The sequence below is a fragment of the Niallia nealsonii genome, assembly GCF_002835805.1.
Classification (GTDB): Bacteria; Bacillota; Bacilli; order Bacillales; family Cytobacillaceae; genus Niallia; species Niallia nealsonii.
The window spans coordinates 1-18,484 of the sequence record NZ_PISE01000015.1; the positions used below are offsets into that span (position 1 = coordinate 1).

17 protein-coding genes are annotated in these 18,484 nt (G+C 34.8%); all 17 read right to left on the minus strand.

From position 1 onward, the window contains the following. Window positions 1-23: 23 nt before the first annotated feature. A complete protein-coding gene (gene rfbD, locus CWS01_RS07295; RefSeq protein ID WP_101176535.1) occupies window positions 24-863 on the minus strand; it encodes a dTDP-4-dehydrorhamnose reductase in 840 nt (279 codons plus the stop codon). Window positions 864-865: 2 nt separating this feature from the next. Then, window positions 866-1,852, minus strand: coding sequence for a dTDP-glucose 4,6-dehydratase (rfbB, locus tag CWS01_RS07300; RefSeq protein WP_101176536.1), 987 nt, complete (start codon window positions 1,850-1,852; stop codon window positions 866-868). 3 nt (window positions 1,853-1,855) lie between these two features. Next, window positions 1,856-2,416, minus strand: coding sequence for a dTDP-4-dehydrorhamnose 3,5-epimerase (rfbC, locus tag CWS01_RS07305; protein ID WP_101176537.1), 561 nt, complete (start codon window positions 2,414-2,416; stop codon window positions 1,856-1,858). A gap of 2 nt (window positions 2,417-2,418) precedes the next feature. Beyond that, window positions 2,419-3,306, minus strand: a complete 888-nt coding sequence (gene rfbA / locus CWS01_RS07310; RefSeq protein ID WP_101176538.1) for a glucose-1-phosphate thymidylyltransferase RfbA — start codon at window positions 3,304-3,306, stop codon at window positions 2,419-2,421. A 33-nt stretch (window positions 3,307-3,339) separates the two neighbouring features. Beyond that, window positions 3,340-5,211 (minus strand): glycosyltransferase family 2 protein, encoded by a 1,872-nt coding sequence (locus CWS01_RS07315; protein WP_157827595.1) that lies wholly within the window; start codon window positions 5,209-5,211, stop codon window positions 3,340-3,342. A 594-nt stretch (window positions 5,212-5,805) separates the two neighbouring features. Then, window positions 5,806-6,513, minus strand: coding sequence for an ABC transporter ATP-binding protein (locus CWS01_RS07320; RefSeq protein ID WP_101176540.1), 708 nt, complete (start codon window positions 6,511-6,513; stop codon window positions 5,806-5,808). Further along, window positions 6,513-7,292 (minus strand): ABC transporter ATP-binding protein, encoded by a 780-nt coding sequence (locus CWS01_RS07325; protein WP_101176541.1) that lies wholly within the window; start codon window positions 7,290-7,292, stop codon window positions 6,513-6,515. The genes CWS01_RS07320 and CWS01_RS07325 overlap by 1 nt, the downstream gene beginning before the upstream one ends. Then, complete coding sequence (locus CWS01_RS07330) at window positions 7,282-8,220, minus strand: branched-chain amino acid ABC transporter permease (protein WP_101176542.1); 939 nt, start codon at window positions 8,218-8,220, stop codon at window positions 7,282-7,284. Before CWS01_RS07330 ends, CWS01_RS07325 begins: the two co-directional genes overlap by 11 nt. A gap of 11 nt (window positions 8,221-8,231) precedes the next feature. Further along, window positions 8,232-9,107, minus strand: a complete 876-nt coding sequence (locus CWS01_RS07335; RefSeq protein WP_101176543.1) for a branched-chain amino acid ABC transporter permease — start codon at window positions 9,105-9,107, stop codon at window positions 8,232-8,234. 220 nt (window positions 9,108-9,327) lie between these two features. Then, window positions 9,328-10,500: an ABC transporter substrate-binding protein gene (locus CWS01_RS07340; protein WP_101176544.1), complete on the minus strand. Its 1,173-nt coding sequence runs from the start codon at window positions 10,498-10,500 to the stop codon at window positions 9,328-9,330. Between the two features lie 773 nt (window positions 10,501-11,273). After that, a complete protein-coding gene (locus CWS01_RS07345) occupies window positions 11,274-11,576 on the minus strand; it encodes a hypothetical protein (protein WP_101176545.1) in 303 nt (100 codons plus the stop codon). 17 nt (window positions 11,577-11,593) lie between these two features. Beyond that, window positions 11,594-12,562, minus strand: coding sequence for a glycosyltransferase family 2 protein (locus CWS01_RS07350; RefSeq protein ID WP_101176546.1), 969 nt, complete (start codon window positions 12,560-12,562; stop codon window positions 11,594-11,596). 207 nt (window positions 12,563-12,769) lie between these two features. Then, entirely contained in the window at window positions 12,770-13,588 is an 819-nt protein-coding gene (locus tag CWS01_RS07355) for an ABC transporter permease (protein ID WP_101176547.1), read from the minus strand. 15 nt (window positions 13,589-13,603) lie between these two features. Then, complete coding sequence (locus CWS01_RS07360) at window positions 13,604-14,374, minus strand: ABC transporter ATP-binding protein (RefSeq protein WP_101176548.1); 771 nt, start codon at window positions 14,372-14,374, stop codon at window positions 13,604-13,606. 107 nt (window positions 14,375-14,481) lie between these two features. Further along, window positions 14,482-15,495, minus strand: coding sequence for an ABC transporter substrate-binding protein (locus CWS01_RS07365; protein ID WP_101176549.1), 1,014 nt, complete (start codon window positions 15,493-15,495; stop codon window positions 14,482-14,484). Between the two features lie 29 nt (window positions 15,496-15,524). Then, a complete protein-coding gene (locus CWS01_RS07370) occupies window positions 15,525-16,961 on the minus strand; it encodes an aryl-sulfate sulfotransferase (protein WP_101176550.1) in 1,437 nt (478 codons plus the stop codon). Window positions 16,962-17,347: 386 nt separating this feature from the next. Continuing rightward, a complete protein-coding gene (locus CWS01_RS07375) occupies window positions 17,348-18,430 on the minus strand; it encodes an NAD(P)/FAD-dependent oxidoreductase (RefSeq protein ID WP_101176551.1) in 1,083 nt (360 codons plus the stop codon). Between the last annotated feature and the right edge of the window lie 54 nt (window positions 18,431-18,484).

Below are 18,484 nucleotides of genomic sequence, written 5' to 3' on the forward strand. Positions count from 1 at the left end.
ATCATAAAGGAGACCTCTTTTTTTTATTTATTTTTCATAAATCTTTCAAGTGCATTTTTCCATGTTGGAATAGAAAAACCAGTTGCTTTTACTTTTTCTAACGACATAACAGAATATTGGGGCCTCTTTGCTTTTTGCGGAAAAGCGGATGAATCGACTGGTACAACTTCTACAGCTTCTGCTTTTACTATTTCTTTTGCAAAATCAAACCATGTAGCCGTTTCATCATTTGAAAAATGATATAAACCACCTTCGATATTCTTTTCTACTGTATACAGCATAAATGCCGCAAGATCTTTTGCGTATGTTGGACGGCCAAATTGATCGTTTACAACTTTTAAGGTATCCATTTTTTTCGCAAGATTTAACATCGTATAAACAAAATTATGACCATGTTCTCCAAAGACCCATGATGTTCTGATAATATGAGCGTCAGGCAAATATTTCTGAATCTCTTGTTCTCCGGCTAACTTTGCTTTTCCATATTCATTTAATGGGTTTGTCGTATCCGTTGTTTTATACCACTCTTTTTTTGTCCCATCAAATACATAATCTGTGCTAATATATATAAGTTTTGCTTGAACAGAAGCTGCCGCCTTACTAATGATAGCTGAACCATCTTTGTTAATTTTCCAGTTCAATTCTTTGCCATCATCTTCTGCTGCTTCTACATTTGTATATGCTGCACAATGCAGGATCCAATCTGGCTGAATTTCCTTTACTTTTGAGTGTACCGCCTGCTCATCTGTAATATCTAATTCATTCTTAGTAAATGAATGTACCTGATACGTTTTATTTTTTTTAGCTAGTGCAACAACATCCTGACCTAATTGACCGTTAGCACCTGTAATGAAAATTTTCATTATTATTTACCTAACTTTGCTCTTTCTTTTAATGGGCGCCACCATGCTTCATTATTGAGATACCATTCAATTGTTTCAACAATACCTGTATCAAAAGTATACTTTGGTTTCCATCCAAGTTCATTCTCAAGCTTTGTTGGATCAATTGCATAACGACGGTCATGTCCTAATCTATCTTCCACATATTTGATTCGTTCTTTCGGCAAGTTAAGTTTTTCTATAATAATTTCGACAATTTCATTATTTGTCCGTTCATTATGCCCGCCTACGTTATACACTTCTCCAGATTTTCCTTTATGCAGAACTAAATCGATTGCTGCACAATGATCTGTTACATGAAGCCAATCGCGAATATTTTTTCCATCTCCATAAATCGGCAAGTCTTCTCCATCCATTCCATTAGTAATCATTAATGGAATAAGCTTTTCCGGGAAATGATATGGCCCATAGTTGTTGGAACAACGTGTAATATTAACGTTCATTCCATATGTTTCGTGATAAGCGCGCACTAGCATATCACTAGATGCCTTGCTTGCAGAGTATGGGCTATTTGGGGCTATTTGGCTTTCCTCTGTAAAGTAGCCTGTTTCTCCTAAGCTTCCGTAGACTTCATCTGTAGATACATGTACGAATTTATCAATCTTATATTCTTTTGCAACATCTAAAAGAGCTAGCGTTCCTTGTACATTTGTTTCAATAAAAATGCCTGGATCTAAAATGCTTCTATCTACATGAGATTCTGCAGCAAAGTTGACGATCGCATTGATATCATGCTCTTTAATGAGATGGGCAACTAATTCTCTATTGGTGATATTTCCTTGCACAAAAACATGATTAGGGTTGTTTTTTAGATCATCTAAGTTATGGATATTACCTGCGTATGTTAATAGATCTAAATTTACTACTTTATAGTCTGCGTATGTATTTAATATATGGCGCACAAAATTGCTTCCAATAAAACCTGCGCCCCCAGTTACAATAATATTCATTGTTTATTTTTCCTCCCATTCAAAATTATTGTCTGCATTTTTAAGCTGAGGATGTTTTCCATCTTTTTCAGATAAAATTGGATTAGAAACAGGCCAAGTGATTGCTAAATCCTCATCATCCCAAGCAATTCCTCGATCATGTTCTGGCGAATAAAGTTCATCTACTTTATACAAAACATTTACATTTTCCGTAATTGTACAAAAACCATGCGCAAAACCTTTTGGAACCAATAATTGTCGCTTATTATGCTCACTTAAAATATAGCCTTCCCATTGACCATAGGTTGGAGAGCCTTGGCGCATATCTACAACTACATCATAAATAGCTCCTGTTGCCACACGAATTAATTTTGTTTGTGCTTTCGGCGCTAACTGATAATGCATGCCGCGAAGCACACCCGCTTCTTTCGATAGAGAATGATTATCCTGAATAAAGTTCTCTAAGATGCCGTTTTCTTTAAAAACTTTTTCATTGTAGCTTTCCATAAAAAATCCTCGATGATCACCAAAGGCTTTTGGTTCAATTAGCTTAACGCCTTTTAATTTACTTTCTATTACATTCATTCTTATTCTCCTTTCTCTTCCTCATCTTGTGCAATTAAACGAAGCAAATATTGCCCATATTCATTTTTCTTTAATGGTTCTGCCAGCTTTTTCACTTGATCTGCACTAATATACCCCATACGATATGCAACTTCTTCTAAACATGCAATCTTTAGTCTTTGTCTTTTTTCTACTGTTTCAATAAAGGTAGATGCTTCTAATAATGTTTCATGTGTTCCTGTATCCAACCATGCATATCCACGACCCATTATTTCTACTTCTAAATCTCCACTTGCTAAATAAAGGCTATTTAAATCGGAAATTTCCAACTCACCACGCGGAGATGGCTTTATACTTTTCGCAAACTCAACTACACGATTATCATAAAAATACAATCCAGTTACAGCATAGTTGCTTTTTGGTTTTTCCGGTTTTTCCTCAATAGATATAGCTTTCATATTTTCATCAAATTCAACCACACCAAAGCGCTCAGGGTCGTGTACATGATAGCCAAAAACAGTTGCTCCTTTTGTTTTAGAAGCAGCGCGCTGCAGCATGTTGGATAAGCCTTGTCCATAATAAATATTGTCGCCCAAAATAAGCGCAACAGAGTCATTGCCAATAAATTCTTCACCAATAATAAACGCTTGTGCAAGCCCTTCTGGTTTTACTTGAACCGCATAAGAAAGCACGATGCCAAGATCGCTTCCATCCCCTAATAGCTGTTCAAAACGATGCGTATCTTCAGGAGTAGAAATAATCAATATTTCCTTAATACCACTAAGCATTAGAATAGATAAGGGATAATAAATCATCGGTTTATCATAAATTGGCAGCATTTGTTTAGAAATAGCTCTTGTCAAAGGATAAAGACGGGTGCCGCTTCCGCCTGCAAGTATGATGCCTTTCATTGGTTAGCCTCCATTTTTTTATTATTATAATGTTTAGATTTTTTTTTCAATAACTTCTGGGATTCTATCAATTATATACAATTCTGGAATTGCCTTTCGTCCCTCAAATTTTGTTGAGATAGAATATCTTCCAATAGGTAATTCTACTTCTGTTGTAACCCTAGCCCCATTCTCATCGCCGATAAGGTATGCATCTGAATTTACAGCCTTTTGCTTTTCTGCATTATCATTTAACACTTTCATATCATCAAGTGGCTTAAATTCAATAGAGCCCTTGATTTTAGTTTTACCATACACATAAGTATTTGGTAATTTAATTACTACTTTTAATTTGTCATTTTCATTGGTAATAAGTAAGTCAGATTGCTTTGGCTTACTTGCAGAAACCACACTATGCACCTTACTTCCTAGATCCAATGAAAGCAAAGCAGATTTATTTCGATATACAACAGCAGTCTTTCCTTCAACCAGCGCTGACTGCATATAACCTTCTGGCCCAACAATGCCGCGATGGAAAGTTAAACCAACTGCAGAGAATCTTGCAGCAATATCCCATGGCTGCTTATTCATCGGTGCGCCCATTGCCGCATTTTCCATATCTATTAAAAATTCAATATTACCTTCTAATGTAATATTATAATTATCTAGTGTTTTAATCCTTATTTCTGATGAGTCAGCCGGAGTTTCCCATGTAACACGCGAGTTTCTTCCCTTTATACTTGCTTCAAACCTGTTATTTTGCATATCCTCTGTCAAATTCAATAACTGCTCAGGTATGATACTTTTTAACTCTTCCGGAATATAGCGATAAATTTTACTATCTCTTTCTTCCATAATATATGGTGATTTTTCATTAAAAGTCATTTCTGCATTTGCTGCAATTTTAAGCTTGCCATCATTCCATTCTATATCTGTTGCATAGCTTCTTGCCGTAACATTATGATCATATTTAGCAAGTTTTTTTAACTCATTAATCTTTCCATTTCTTAGCAAATAAGAACGAACCTTATTAATTCCTGTTAAATTTTCATCTATATAGGCAGGAATCAAATTCTCTGCAACCTTTTTTGCATAATCAAACTCAATCTTTATTCTTTCTTCTGATTTATCTAACAGCCATGCACCCAAAATACCTAAAACACGTGATTGATACCAATGCTTTAGCATAAAATCCAGGTCCTCTTTATTGGATATCGTATCAACAAAAAACTGGATAAGTTTACGGATTTGAGCCCACTTTTCATGGGGGTCCCTGCCAAAACTACTAGAATTATTGGCTCCTGTTGCAATCCAGTAATAAGTTGGATAATCTGCTAATATAGCTACTTTGGCCCCGCTAGTAAACACTTTTGTGTTAAAATAGACATCTTCCCAAAGTACTCTTGCCCCTTCATTGAATTCAATCTCATTTTCTAATAAAAACTCCCTGCGATAAAATTTATGCGGAGTCATCGGCAACAATGATTGAATACCAAGCTTCTCGGCTGCAGGGTTATTTTCCTTAAATTGGTCCCACCCCCATGACCACCCATTCGTTCTAACCTCTTTGGCATTCACTACATCTGCTCCATGTGAAATCCCATAATTATAAACTCGCTCAAATGCTTCAGGGTATACATAATCATCATGATCTAAATATAAAACATAGTGGCCATTTGCCATTTTAGTAGCAATATTTCTTGGTCTGCTCCCCCAGCCGGAATTTGGGATTTGTTTAACGATCATATTAGAACGTTTATTGGCTAAATTCGTTAATTCCTCAAAAATATTTGTTGTGGAGCCGTCATCTATAAAAATTAACTCATATTCTTCTTTGCTCATTGTTTGCGCATCGATCGATCCAATTAATCTTTTTAATGCTTCAGGATCTGTATTGTATGTAGGTACAATAACACTTATTTTCATTATATTTACCTTCCCTTTTAATGAGTTTAAATGGAATAATCTATTTCTTAGCCTTTGCAAAAAACCTACTCTTCTTTTTTCCAAATGTATTTTCCCCCACTAGTTAATAAAATATAGGAATTTCAATTTATATTCAAATATTCTCAAAAATCTCTTTCTATTTACACTCTATTTTAACAATACTTACCAACAACCTCTAAATTTTATTCCTTTTTACTTAATTAAACAAGATATAACTAACTTTTTTATTTACTTTAGCCCCTTGTTAATACAAGAACAGACCAGATATTCATCTAGTCTGTTTAAAATGCTGAAATTTCGCTCCTATTACAAAATCTTATGATAAGAAAAAATTATTTTATCATAGGTTATTCTTTTATTATTAGTCTATTCTGTTAATATTGATCCATTTCCTATTTTATTAGAGGACTTCTAGCAATATAATTATTTATTTCCACCTTTATCGGTTCCAATCTTTCCTATTGATATAAATAAGATAAATCAAACATCCATTAGTGATAAGAAATTATAGAATTTTTTCAGATAAAACAAAAATATAAGAAAGGCTGCCACTAATCGTGACAACCCTTTTGTTTAATGTCCGCCCAAATACGCAAGCTTTAATTCTTCGCTCGCCTGAAGTTCTTTTGCCGTTCCAGACAGAACTACTCGACCTGTTTCAATGACATAAGCTCTATCCGCAATAGATAGCGCCATATTTGCATTTTGTTCTACAAGCAAAATAGTCGTCCCATTGTTATTAATCTCTTGAATTACTTGAAAAATGGTTTTTACAAATAATGGTGCAAGCCCCATAGATGGTTCGTCCAACAGCAGCAGCTTTGGTCTGGCCATAATAGCACGTCCCATTGCCAACATTTGTTGTTCTCCGCCAGAAAGAGTTCCAGATGCTTGTTTTTTCCGTTCTAATAATCTTGGGAATATTTCATACACTCGATCTAAATCTGCCCGAATTCCTGCAGCGTCCTTCCGCAAGTAAGCGCCAAGTTCTAAATTTTCTTCTACGGTCATATTAGCAAATACCCTTCTGCCTTCCGGAACATGGGAAATGCCTGCTTTTACAATCGTTTGTGCTGCTTTTCCTGAAATAGACTTGCCTAAATACGTAATAGAGCCTGTCTTAGGCTTTAACAATCCAGATAGTGTTTTTAAAAGCGTACTTTTGCCAGCACCATTTGCTCCAATTAGTGTAACTATTTCCCCTTCATTTACTTCTAACGTCACACCCTTTAACGCCTGGATATTACCGTAGTAAACATTAATACCTTCCACTTTGAGCATTATTCTGCTACCTCCTCTCCTAAATATGCTTCAATTACTTTTGGATGGTTGCGAATGACATCAGGAGTTCCTTCAGCTATCAGCTGCCCATGGTCCAACACATAAATTCTTTCACAAATCCCCATAACTAAAGGCATATCATGTTCAATTAATAGAATCGTTAAATTAAATTTATTGCGAATAAATGCGATTAACTCCATTAATTCATGTGTTTCCTGAGGATTCATCCCGGCTGCTGGTTCGTCTAATAAAAGCAACTTTGGACCAGCTGCAAGCGCTCTTGCAATTTCCAAGCGACGCTGCTGCCCATATGGCAAATTTTTCGCCTTTTCATCTTTATATTTGTCTAACTCAAATATTTTTAAAAACTCTAGAGATTTTTCTTCCATTTCCTTTTCTCCAGTAAAATGAGAAGGTAGACGAAAAATACTGCTTAAAATGGAATGTTTAGCTAATGAATGGTAGGCAACCTTTACATTATCCAATACAGATAGTTCGTTAAATAAGCGAATATTTTGGAACGTTCGGCTTATTCCACTTCTTGTTACTTGATAAGGCTTTAAACCATTCAAACGCTTGCCAGCAAACTTAATATCCCCTTCTGTCGGTGTATAAACACCCGTTAATAAGTTAAAAGTAGTCGTTTTTCCAGCACCGTTAGGGCCAATTAATCCAATTAATTCTCCTTGATGCAGCTCCATATTTATTTCGGAAACAGCTTTTAATCCTCCAAATGAAATACCAGCTTTATTTACTTGTAAAAGCGGATTATTTGTCATGATTATTGCCTCCTTTCCGTTTAAATAAATCTGTTATTTCCTTTGTTCCCATTAATCCTTTTGGACGATATAACATTACGATTACTAGCACTAAGCTGTAAATAATCATTCGTGTTTCTGGATACTCTTGCAAATAAGTAGATATAATAGTTAAAAATATTGCTGCAATAACAGATCCGGATATGCTGCCTAATCCACCTAACACCACATAGATCAAAATATCAAATGATTTTAAAAATCCAAAGTTTGTCGGCTGGATAATATAGAAGTTATGTGCCTGCAATGCACCCGCAACCCCTGCAAAAAAAGAACCTAATGCAAATGCTGCTACTTTATAATAAGTAGTGTTAATCCCCATCGCATCTGCTGCTATTTCGTTTTCTCTTATGGAAATGGCAGCTCGTCCATGCCGCGAATTAGTAAAGTTGACAATAACAAGAATCGTAATGAATAAGCATACGAAAGCCCAAGTCCAAGTAGTTAAGCGAGAAACCTGCATTCCTGCTGCGCCGCCAACGTAGTCGATATTTAAAAAGATAATACGAATAATTTCAGCAAATCCTAGTGTTGCAATAGCCAGATAGTCTCCGCGTAAACGCAATGTGGGAATTCCGACTAAAAGCCCTGCTAATGCTGCAACAATTCCTGCAGCTAAAATAGCGACAAAAAACGGCAATCCTAGCTTCATCGTTACAATCGCAGATACATAAGCTCCTACTGCCAAAAAGCCTGCATGTCCAATAGAAAACTGCCCTGTTATCCCAATAACTAAATGAAGACTAACAGCAAGCATAATGTTAATAGTCATTAAAATAATCATATTGCTGTATAAATCATCAATAATTCCTGTATTCATTAAAAATTGAATTACACCAAAAGCAAGGGCTGAGAGAGCTAAAAATACCCAAAAACTTTTAGACTTTTTCATGATCTCTTCACCTACACTTTCTCTTTTGTATTCTTACCAAATATACCAGCAGGTCTAAAGATAAGAATTAAAATTAAAATAATAAATGCCGCAGCATCACGCCATAAAGAATAGCCCATTGCACTTACGATTGTTTCCACAACCCCAAGCAATAACCCGCCAACCATTGCACCAGGAATAATTCCAATTCCCCCTAATACAGCAGCAACAAATGCTTTTAAACCTGGAATAACCCCCATTAATGGCTCAATTTTTGTATAATATGCACCAAAAATAACACCTGCTGCACCTGCTAATGCTGATCCAATTGCAAATGTAGCGGAAATAGTACGATCCACATTAATACCCATTAATCTTGCCGCATCTATATCGTGGGAAACAGCTCTCATTGCTTTTCCTGTTTTTGTTTTGTGTACGATAAATTGTAATATCAACATTAATCCTACAGAAACGCCTAAAATCAACAATGATTTGCTGCTAATTTGCGCTCCGAATACATCAAAAGTTTTTGTCGGCAATACACTTGGATATGTTTCAAGCTGAGCCCCGCGAACATAAATAACCCCATATTCAATAAGAAGAGAAACCCCTATTGCTGTAATAAGTGCTGCAATTCTTGTTGCATTACGCAATCTTTTATAGGCAATCCGTTCAATTAATACGCCAAATATAGCACAAACTGCCATTGATATAATAAGTGCTGGAAAAAAGCCTAATCCCCATCCAGTAATAGCATAGAAACCAATAAATGCACCAACCATAAATACATCGCCATGAGCAAAGTTAATTAATTTTATAATTCCGTAAACCATTGTATATCCTAATGCAATAAGTGCATAAATGCTTCCTAATGATATACCATTTACAAGCTGCTGTAGCCACTCCATTTTATTCACTCCTTTTTAGCTAAAACTCAAGTTTTTTGTGTAGGAAGAAAATAATACTTCTTTAATACAAAACTTCCATCAGCTTTTTATGGCTGATGGCTAGTTGAAAGACGTATAAAATGATACTTCCTTTCATTACATAAAACAGTAAATCATTCCATTTACCTGTTCAAATGGAAAATAGGGAGGATAATCCCCCCCATTTTTCTTACTCTTCTATTTAAGGATTGACTTTTGTTTTAAATACTTGTTGTCCATCTTTGTATTCTAGAACTGTTGCTGATTTAATTGGGTTATGGTTTTTATCAATTGAAACAACCCCTGTGATTAACGATAAATCTTTTGTTTCAGCTAACGCATCTTTGATCTTTTCTGAATCTGTGCTGTCGGCTCTTTCAATAGCATCTTTTAATAAGTAAACAGAGTCATATCCTAAAGCGTTAAATGCATCTGGATTTTTATCTTTGTTTTCTTTTTTATACGCTGTTACAAACTTTTGAATCCTTTCATCTGGATCTTGAGATGAATAATGGTTTGTAATATACGTGTTGTTTAATGCATCTTTGCCAGCAAGATCTACTAATTTAGGAGAATCCCAGCCATCTGCTCCCATAAATGGAACAGTAATGCCCATTTCACGAGCTTGTTTAATAATTAAACCAACTTCTTCATAATATCCTGGGATAAAGATAAAATCAGGATTTTTTGCTTTAATGCGAGTTAATGTAGAACTGAAATCAGTATCTTTTGCTACATATGCTTCTTCAGAAACAACAGAACCGCCATTTGCTTTAAAAGTTTCTTTGAAAGATGCTGCTAATCCTTTTGCATAATCGCTTGCGCTGTCCGCAAAAATTGCTGCTTTTTTAATTTTCAAATCATTTGTAGCAAAGTTTGCTGCAACTGTTCCTTGGAATGGATCAATGAAAGATGTGCGGAATGCATACTCATTAACAGATCCATCATCATTTACCGTAACATTTGGCGCAGTACCTGATGGTGTTAATAAAACAGTCTTTTTATCATTTGCAATTTGAACTTGTGCAACGGTGTCACCGCTTGTTGCAGCACCGATAATTGCTGTTACTTTATCTTGTGTAATTAATTTAAGAGCTGCATTGGTTGATTCTGTTAAATCTGATTTATTGTCAACTTTTACTGCTTCAATTTTTTTGCCGTCGATTCCGCCATCTTTATTGATTTCATCTACAGCTAAATCAATCCCGGATTCAAGAGATTGTCCATATGATGCAACTGCTCCAGACAATTCTAAGTTCACACCTAATTTGATTGTATCCGCGTCAGAGGACTTAGATCCTCCCGCACTACATCCTGAAAGGATACCTGCTGCCAATGTAGTAGACATTAATAGCACTTTTAACTTTTTATTCATGTTAAGTTCCCCTTTTTTCTATATTTTTAAGTATTCCAAAAAAACAAAACCTTCAGAACACAAAGTGTATAATATTTTTAAACACAATTGCTATTTTAGTACAAAGTTTTCAGGTTTGTCTAGTCCAATTTTTTACTAATCTAACTAATCTGAAAATTATACAGAAATAAAAAAATAATGCAGATTAAAGAATTTCATATTTAATAAACCTTTAAATTGCTAGACTAAAAAAATTTTTTCCTTTTTTTAACACTATCGTTATAAAAGAATATAAAGGAAGTCTATTTATTTTTTTGCAATTATGAATTTTATGTGAATATTATCATACCTCTTTTCTACAAAAATAATCAATACCTTATACGTACCAAATTAACGTTATATTTCCTTACACGAAATTAGTGACCGCTATAAAATAAGCACCATTCCCCTAATATACTTGTCATAACATCTTCCATATTTATCAAAAGATCAAGAATTCCAAAACAACATTTGTAGGTTTTTATAGTTTTTAGAATTATACTCTTCAATTAAATTATTTACTTATTATCTCATTAAAAAGTATTTATATATTTATGTATGTTTTTTTAAAAAACCAAACTTCACTTGGGCTAAATCAATATTGTTATATTTATTAACACAAATTATGTTAATAAATATATTTTCTATTAAATTATTTTCATTAAGCAAAAAAAATACCGTTTATTGCAAACAATAGCAACCAGATGAGGCAGTTATTATTATGCCGCTAAATTTTTATAAAAAAATGAATTCTCTTAATATTTATATTTCTTCAACTTCAAGCGGTTCATCACTTTCATTTTGATATGCGGGTCTTTCATTCTTATTTTTGCTGCAAAATATATATATCTTAGTTGATAGCGCAAATCCTTTTTTTGTATAAACTCAGCATATTTAAACCCATCTAAGCCAATATAACGATGCTCATACCAGCCTGCAGCAGAGCGGTATACAACTAATTCTGTTCCAGCCTTTTCAACTAGGTGCACCTTATTGGCGTTTAATGAAGGTCTTTCATATGTATTTGTATTTTTTCTTTTTGTTTTCATTTGTTTCAAAGAATAGTCTCCTTTATTTATCGAGCCAATTTAAGCAATTTCTTCAAATCTTGTTTTTTCGCTATACGTATAATAGGATGAAATCTCGGTTGTATGCCTTGCATTATTTCATCATTAATATGCAAATCAATAAATTTTTTCGTTTCCGCAAGCCATGCCCTTTTTTGTTCCCTTGTTCTTTTTTTGGAAAGCAGCTGCCTTCTTAAACGGCTTGCATGAAAAAAGCGATTAAGATAAGCAATCTTCAAGTCACGCTTATATAAATGATTTAAATTACTTTCATCGATATATTTTATTAATTGATGGAAAGAATAAAAAAACTTCTTTGCTGGAAAGTATTTCAAACTCAAATTTTCATTTCCTCGTGATACAACAAAATAATAATCATAGTCAGCTAAAATAGTAATCACCTTTGCCTCTACATAGCATTGCATCACAAATAATTGATCTTCTCCCACCACAGCCTGCGGATTAAATAGAAATTGATGTTTACGCAAAAAAGAGACATTAAACATTTTATGAGGAGCCAATGAGTAAACTAGATTATCTCTTATAACATCAGCATTTGCGATATTTCCCCTTTTAAACATTGACTGGGGTACATTTCTGCCATTTACTCCAATGTATTTTCCATATATCACGTCAGACCGATTTTCTTGAGCTGCATTATATAATCTCTCTAATGCTTCTTCTCCTAAAAAATCATCGTTATCAAGGAATAGTAAATATTCTCCTCTAGCTGCACGAATGGCATCATTCCTAGGAACCATCGGACCTCCTGAATTAGTTTCCCGATCTATTAACACTAAGTTTGCCATCCTTGTTTTAAACAATTCAATTACTTCCTTACTCTTATCAGTTGAACAGTCATTTATACAGATTACTTCAAATTCTCGCAAATTCATTGTTTGTTTCATTAATGAATCCAATGTTGCCTTTATATAATTTGCCGCATTATAAACAGGAATAGCAACGGTTACTTTCAATTTTTAATCCTCCCTCCCATTTCATTTTTCCATTTTTTCTTCACTTTTATAACAAAAGGCAACATTAAATTAGTTATAATTATCAATTTTGATCTTACATAATTCTGAAAAGCAAAAAAACAAGTGTTCTATTAATAACCTGCAATAGAATACTTGTTTTTTTCATTTAGTTAATAGCAACTTGACACTCTTCCCCTTTTTTAGACTTTAAGATACGATATTATATCGCTTTAAAAACTTCTTTCCTGCCCATGCAAATAATCTATCCATCAAAAATCCCATCAATCCCAGCACAACTAATCCTACAAAAATCCAATCCGTTTGGAAATATAATCTGGCATTCCAAATCATAAAGCCGATTCCTTCATTTGCTGCTACCATTTCTGCCCCTACAATCGCCATAAAGGAAGAACCCATCGCAAGCTTCGCCCCTGTAAAAATAAACGGAATTGCTGCTGGAATAATCACATAGCGCAGTACTTGTAAATCAGTTGCTCCCATACTTTTGGCTGAACGAATTTTATCCTCTGATATAGACAGCACACCAGTTAACGTATTAATAGTGACGACGAAGAATGTTGCATACATAATTAAAAATATTTTAGACTGCTCTCCTATTCCAAACCAAAGCATAAATAACGTAATAAAAGCCAATGGCGGAATAAAACGCACAAAGTTAATTAATGGCTCAACAAGTGCACGGATTGTTCTATTGCTGCCGATAAATAATCCTAATGGAATAGCAATTAAATTTCCTAAAAACCAGCCAGCCAACACTCTAGCAAAACTATAAGCCATATAAATGAATAAGGAACCATCCTTACTAAGCTCTATCGCTCCTTGTAAAGTTGCAAGAGGGCTGGGCAAAAATTGGGGATCTGAAAAACGAGCTGCAATGCTCCAAATAAGTAATAAACCTAACCATGTTAAAATGCCAGTTTTTAATATTTTTTTCCAATAAACCTTTACAGATATTTTTTTTGCTATCGGCTTTATTTCCACTTCCTGCTGTACGATCGTTTTCATTTATTTACACCCTCCTCAATCAAAATGCGACTGTACGACTTTATAATACTGATTAAAATCAGGGCTCGTAATTTCACGAGGATATGGCAAGTTAATTTCATAAGAATGAGTAATTTTTGAAGAAGGCCCAATTGACATAATACCAATATGCTGACCAAGCATTAGCGCCTCTTGAATATCATGGGTTACAAATATAATCGTTTTATTTGTTTCTTTCCATATTCTTATAAGCTCCTTTTGCATCGTACGCCTTGTCATTGCGTCCAATGCTCCAAATGGCTCATCCATCAATAAAATTTGCGGATCATTTGCCAATACACGCGCCAACTGTACCCGTTGTTTCATACCACCTGATATTTCACTTGGAAATTTATGATTATGTCCTGAAAGTCCTGCAAGCTCAATAAAATGATTAGCAACTTCCTTTCTTTCTGCTAATGGCACTTTCTTCATTTTCAGACCAAACTCGACATTTTCCTCTACCGTCAACCATGGGAATAATGCAGAATCAGCTGATTGAAAGACAAACCCTCGATTAGCCTTGCTTTCTTCACTCTCACCATTTATAGTCAACTCACCATCTGACTTTTCAATGAATCCTGCTAAAATATTAAGCAATGTAGATTTCCCGCATCCACTTGGTCCTAATAAAATATAAAATTCACCTTGTTTTATCGTTAGATCAACATTTTCCAGAATATAGTTGGCTTGTCGTATATCTTCTGAAAATGTTTTTGATAATCCTTTTAAAACAATAGAAGGAGCATTTTTTTGAATAACTGTCATTTTAACAACTCCCCTCTCTTTTATAATAGTTGCTTATTTCATCAAAAAAAGATGGTTGATTCGAATGAAATACATATTTCATCCGAATCAACTCTATATGAATAAAATTATTTTTCATATGTTTCGGCTTCTGGAAAAGCCTTTTGCAAAGCATCTAATGCTAGTTTATCTTCTAGGTTATAATCTTTTTTCAATAAACCTCGATCAAGAAGCCACTTTTTCATCTCTATCAGATGATCGATATCCTCTTGAGTGAATTCAAGTGTATAATTGGAAGTTTTTAAATCACGCAAAGTATCTTCTTTTTTGATTTTTAGATCTTTATAGGCAATTTCTGCTGTTCCATCAGGATTTTCTTTTACATATGCTATGCCTTCTTTAATAGCCTTCAAAAGATTAACAACTGTTTCAGGATTTTTTTCAACAAATGTTTTATTTGCTACTAAATAGCTGCTCACAGAGACACCGGCAGAAGACAGATCATCAATTTTATGCACGCCTTTTATTGCTTTAAATTTCTCAAGCAAAGCCCCGCTGGCTAAAATAGCATCAATATCTCCTTTTTTGACACCAACAAGCGCTTCGTCTGGTGTACTATATGGAACATACTTGATATCTTTCTCATCTATTCCAAGATGCTCTAAATATTTCGCCCAATCGTACTCAAAAACCGTTCCTTTAGCTACGCCAATTCGTTTCCCCTTTAATTGAGAGGGCTTTGTAATCCCATCAACAGCTAAAAATTCTGATTTTTTGATTGTTTCGTCTGTACTATGTGTTAGAGACGAAAGTACAACTAAATCTCCCCGGTTTAATGAATTTAATAGTGCATAATCAGCTGCCAATCCAGTATCTGTTTGTTCTGTTAATAATGCATTGATCGTATCAATTCCATATGCAAAATTTGAAATTTTTGGATTAATATTCTGTTTATTAAAGTATCCTTCTGAATTTGCTGCTCTAATTTGAAGGGACCCCCCTGCAGCTGTGTCGATTCCTATCTTTACTTCTTTTAACTCCTTGCCGCTTTCGCTATTAGTGCTTGTAGACTGGCTAGAGCATCCTGCTAAAAGAATGGATGCTACAAGTCCAAAAGTAACAAGTTTAGATTTATGTTTCATAAAGAATCCCCCCGTAAAGTTGCCTATTATCAGTTTGTCTCTTGTTCATCAAAACGAGCTACGCATAATGCTCCTTCTCCGATCGTTTGAGCTCCACTTACTTCCACTGTTGAATGGATTCCGCTTGGAGCAGCATTTGGCACACGGAATGATTCGATTTCCAAAAGCTCTATCGCTATTTCTTCTGGCTTATCAAGCTGAGGCACCCAATCATATGGAACTCTGTAGGCACGATATACCATATTAGAATTACGCTTATTTTTGAATGGAGAAATATATTCCCACACAATCTCATGTGCTGCAGTTACTTCAAAAATGCGGCCATTTGCACCCTCTGTTATTAATGTATTGCCATTTTCCAATCGTTGCGCAGAGCTGATATAAGGACTATAAAAACGATAAGAATCAGTTGGTGCTTGGAAGTTCGCTTCCTGCCCTGTATATTGCCAAACAACCTCCAATGTAGCTGGGTCTATTTCCAAGACTCGTGAATAATCGCGCAGTGCGTTTTTAGTTCCATCTGAAGAAGATGGATTTGGCGCTCCATATCCTCCCCAACCTCCGTTATCAAATACTAATAGATTTCCTTCTCCAGGCAATCCTTGTGGAATGATGTGAGCATGGTGCTGTCCAATAATCCAGCCTATATGCTTTAGCTCAGCGCTAGAATAGTCAGGTCCAATTTGCCATACAATTTTTCCTGAGCGTTTGTCTGTTATGCCAATAATGTTCGCTTCTCTTGCATCCCATATAATATTATCTGGATGAAATCTCTCATCTCCATTATCATAATGACGATTTGGTCCAATTGTAGAAATAGAATTTATATGAAGCCAGTCCCCAGACTCATTTCCAAAGAAGCGTCGGTTTGGCTGCTCATATATTGTTTTTTTAGCTTGCTCATCAAATTGCAATTCATCAAAGTGATCGCTGAATGACCATTCCCAAACAATATTGCCGTTCCAATCTACTTCTAGGATTACATCATCTAAAAGTTCGTATTTAGAAATCTTGGAATTTGTTACATTTCGATGGGCAAGTACTAATGTATTGCCGCCATCAACATTAGGCTCTTGTCCTGGTGCATAGTATCCAACAGGATTTCCCTCTCGTTGATAATCATGGTGTGCCCTTGCAATCCATCTGCCCTCATAGCCTGGATCTGTAATAAACTCATGTTTATCAAATTTCCATACAACGTTTCCGTTAAAATCTACTTGGACAACATCCCCTTCATCTTGAAATCCATGCTCTGGATCTCTGTTAAATGTATGTCCCAACACATATCCACCTGGGAAAATCTTATTTGGAAAACCGCGTAATCCTTTCCATAAATGAACTTCCTTTCCATTCATATCTATTAATAATGCTCCAAGATCTGGTGCTTGAAAGATAGTGTATCCGCTCCATGCTTTATCTGGTGAATAAACTGTTGCGCCTGTTGGGTAAAGTGTTGGTAATCCCATTGTTTCCACTCCTCAATATATATTTTTCCTATAAGTTTAATCGGCATTAAAGCAAATCTAATTAACTGATATCCTTCCCATCACTCCTAATTTGCTGTAAATCCTAAATAAACAAAAAGAGATTCAATGAAATGCATGCTGAGGTAAGCTTTGCATTTCATTGAATCTCTAGTTATCTAGTCGATTCTTCTATGTATTTATATTTTTGGTTTCTTCTTGAGAGTAATAATAACAGCAGAAAAAAGGAACGTCAATAATTTTTTTCTATTATTCTTATAAAATTACTAGGTATTAAGATTTCGTTAATTTTAACCTTTCTAAAACTGTTAATTTTTAGCAAAAAAAACTGTCCGAACACTCGTTCAGACAGTTTTTTTGGAAAATATCTACATTTTAACTTTCATCTTTGTACAATCATCGCATTGGATCATGTTTTGTACTATTTCTCTATTTCTCTCTTTAAATACATCATTATGCGAAGATACCATTGCACTAGAGTTTGCATCTGGCTGAATAAATTGTTTTGCTTTATTTACAGCATTTGCCGCATCTTGAAATGCACCTGAGATCAAATTTACTTTTCCATCATGTTTTAATATATCACCAGCAGCAAACAAACCTGCTACAGAAGTTTCACTCGCCGCACTGCCTGCGATATAAAAATCTTCAATCATATCTATACTCAAATCACTATTTTTCAACAAAGAAGAATCCATTTCATATCCATGATTGATGACAATCTCATCTATATCTAATATGGTTACTTCACCAGTGTGATTGTTTGTCAACTCTACAGATTCAATTAACTCATGATTATCTTTCGCAATCAACTTGGTAATTGCGGTTTGAAAAATGCATTCAACAGAACCTTCCATCAGCTGTTTAGCATGGGCTTCATGTCCTGCAAAAGCATCTTTCCTGCATATAATATACACTTTTTTAGCAACCGGCTCTAATTCCATTGCCCAATCTATCGCTGAATTTCCCCCACCTGAAATAACGACAACTTTATCTTTAAAGTGCATTAAAGATTTAACAGTATAATTTAGATTGGTCAACTCAAATCTTTCGGCACCTTCAATTTTCAGCTTCTGTGGTGTCAATATTCCACTTCCAACTGCAACAATAACTGTTTTTGAATAATGTAATGCCCCAGATTCTGTTGTTAATACAAAAAAGCCTTCTTCATTTTTGGCGATAGAAACAATTTTTTTATCTAGGACAACTTCTGGCTTAAAGGTTAACCCTTGCTCGACAAGCTGCTCTCTTAAGCGTGCTCCAGGCAAAGGAGTTACACCACCAACATCCCATATCATTTTTTCTGGATATAAATGCAGCTTTCCGCCTAATTCTGGCAAAAATTCAATGATTTTCGTTTTCATTTCTCTAAGTCCACTATAAAAAGCAGAATATAATCCTGCTGGTCCTCCACCTATGATCGTCACATCGAATATATCTGCATTTTTCATTAATATGTCCACTCCTCATAATCAAGTATATTGATTATCATTCTCATTAAATAG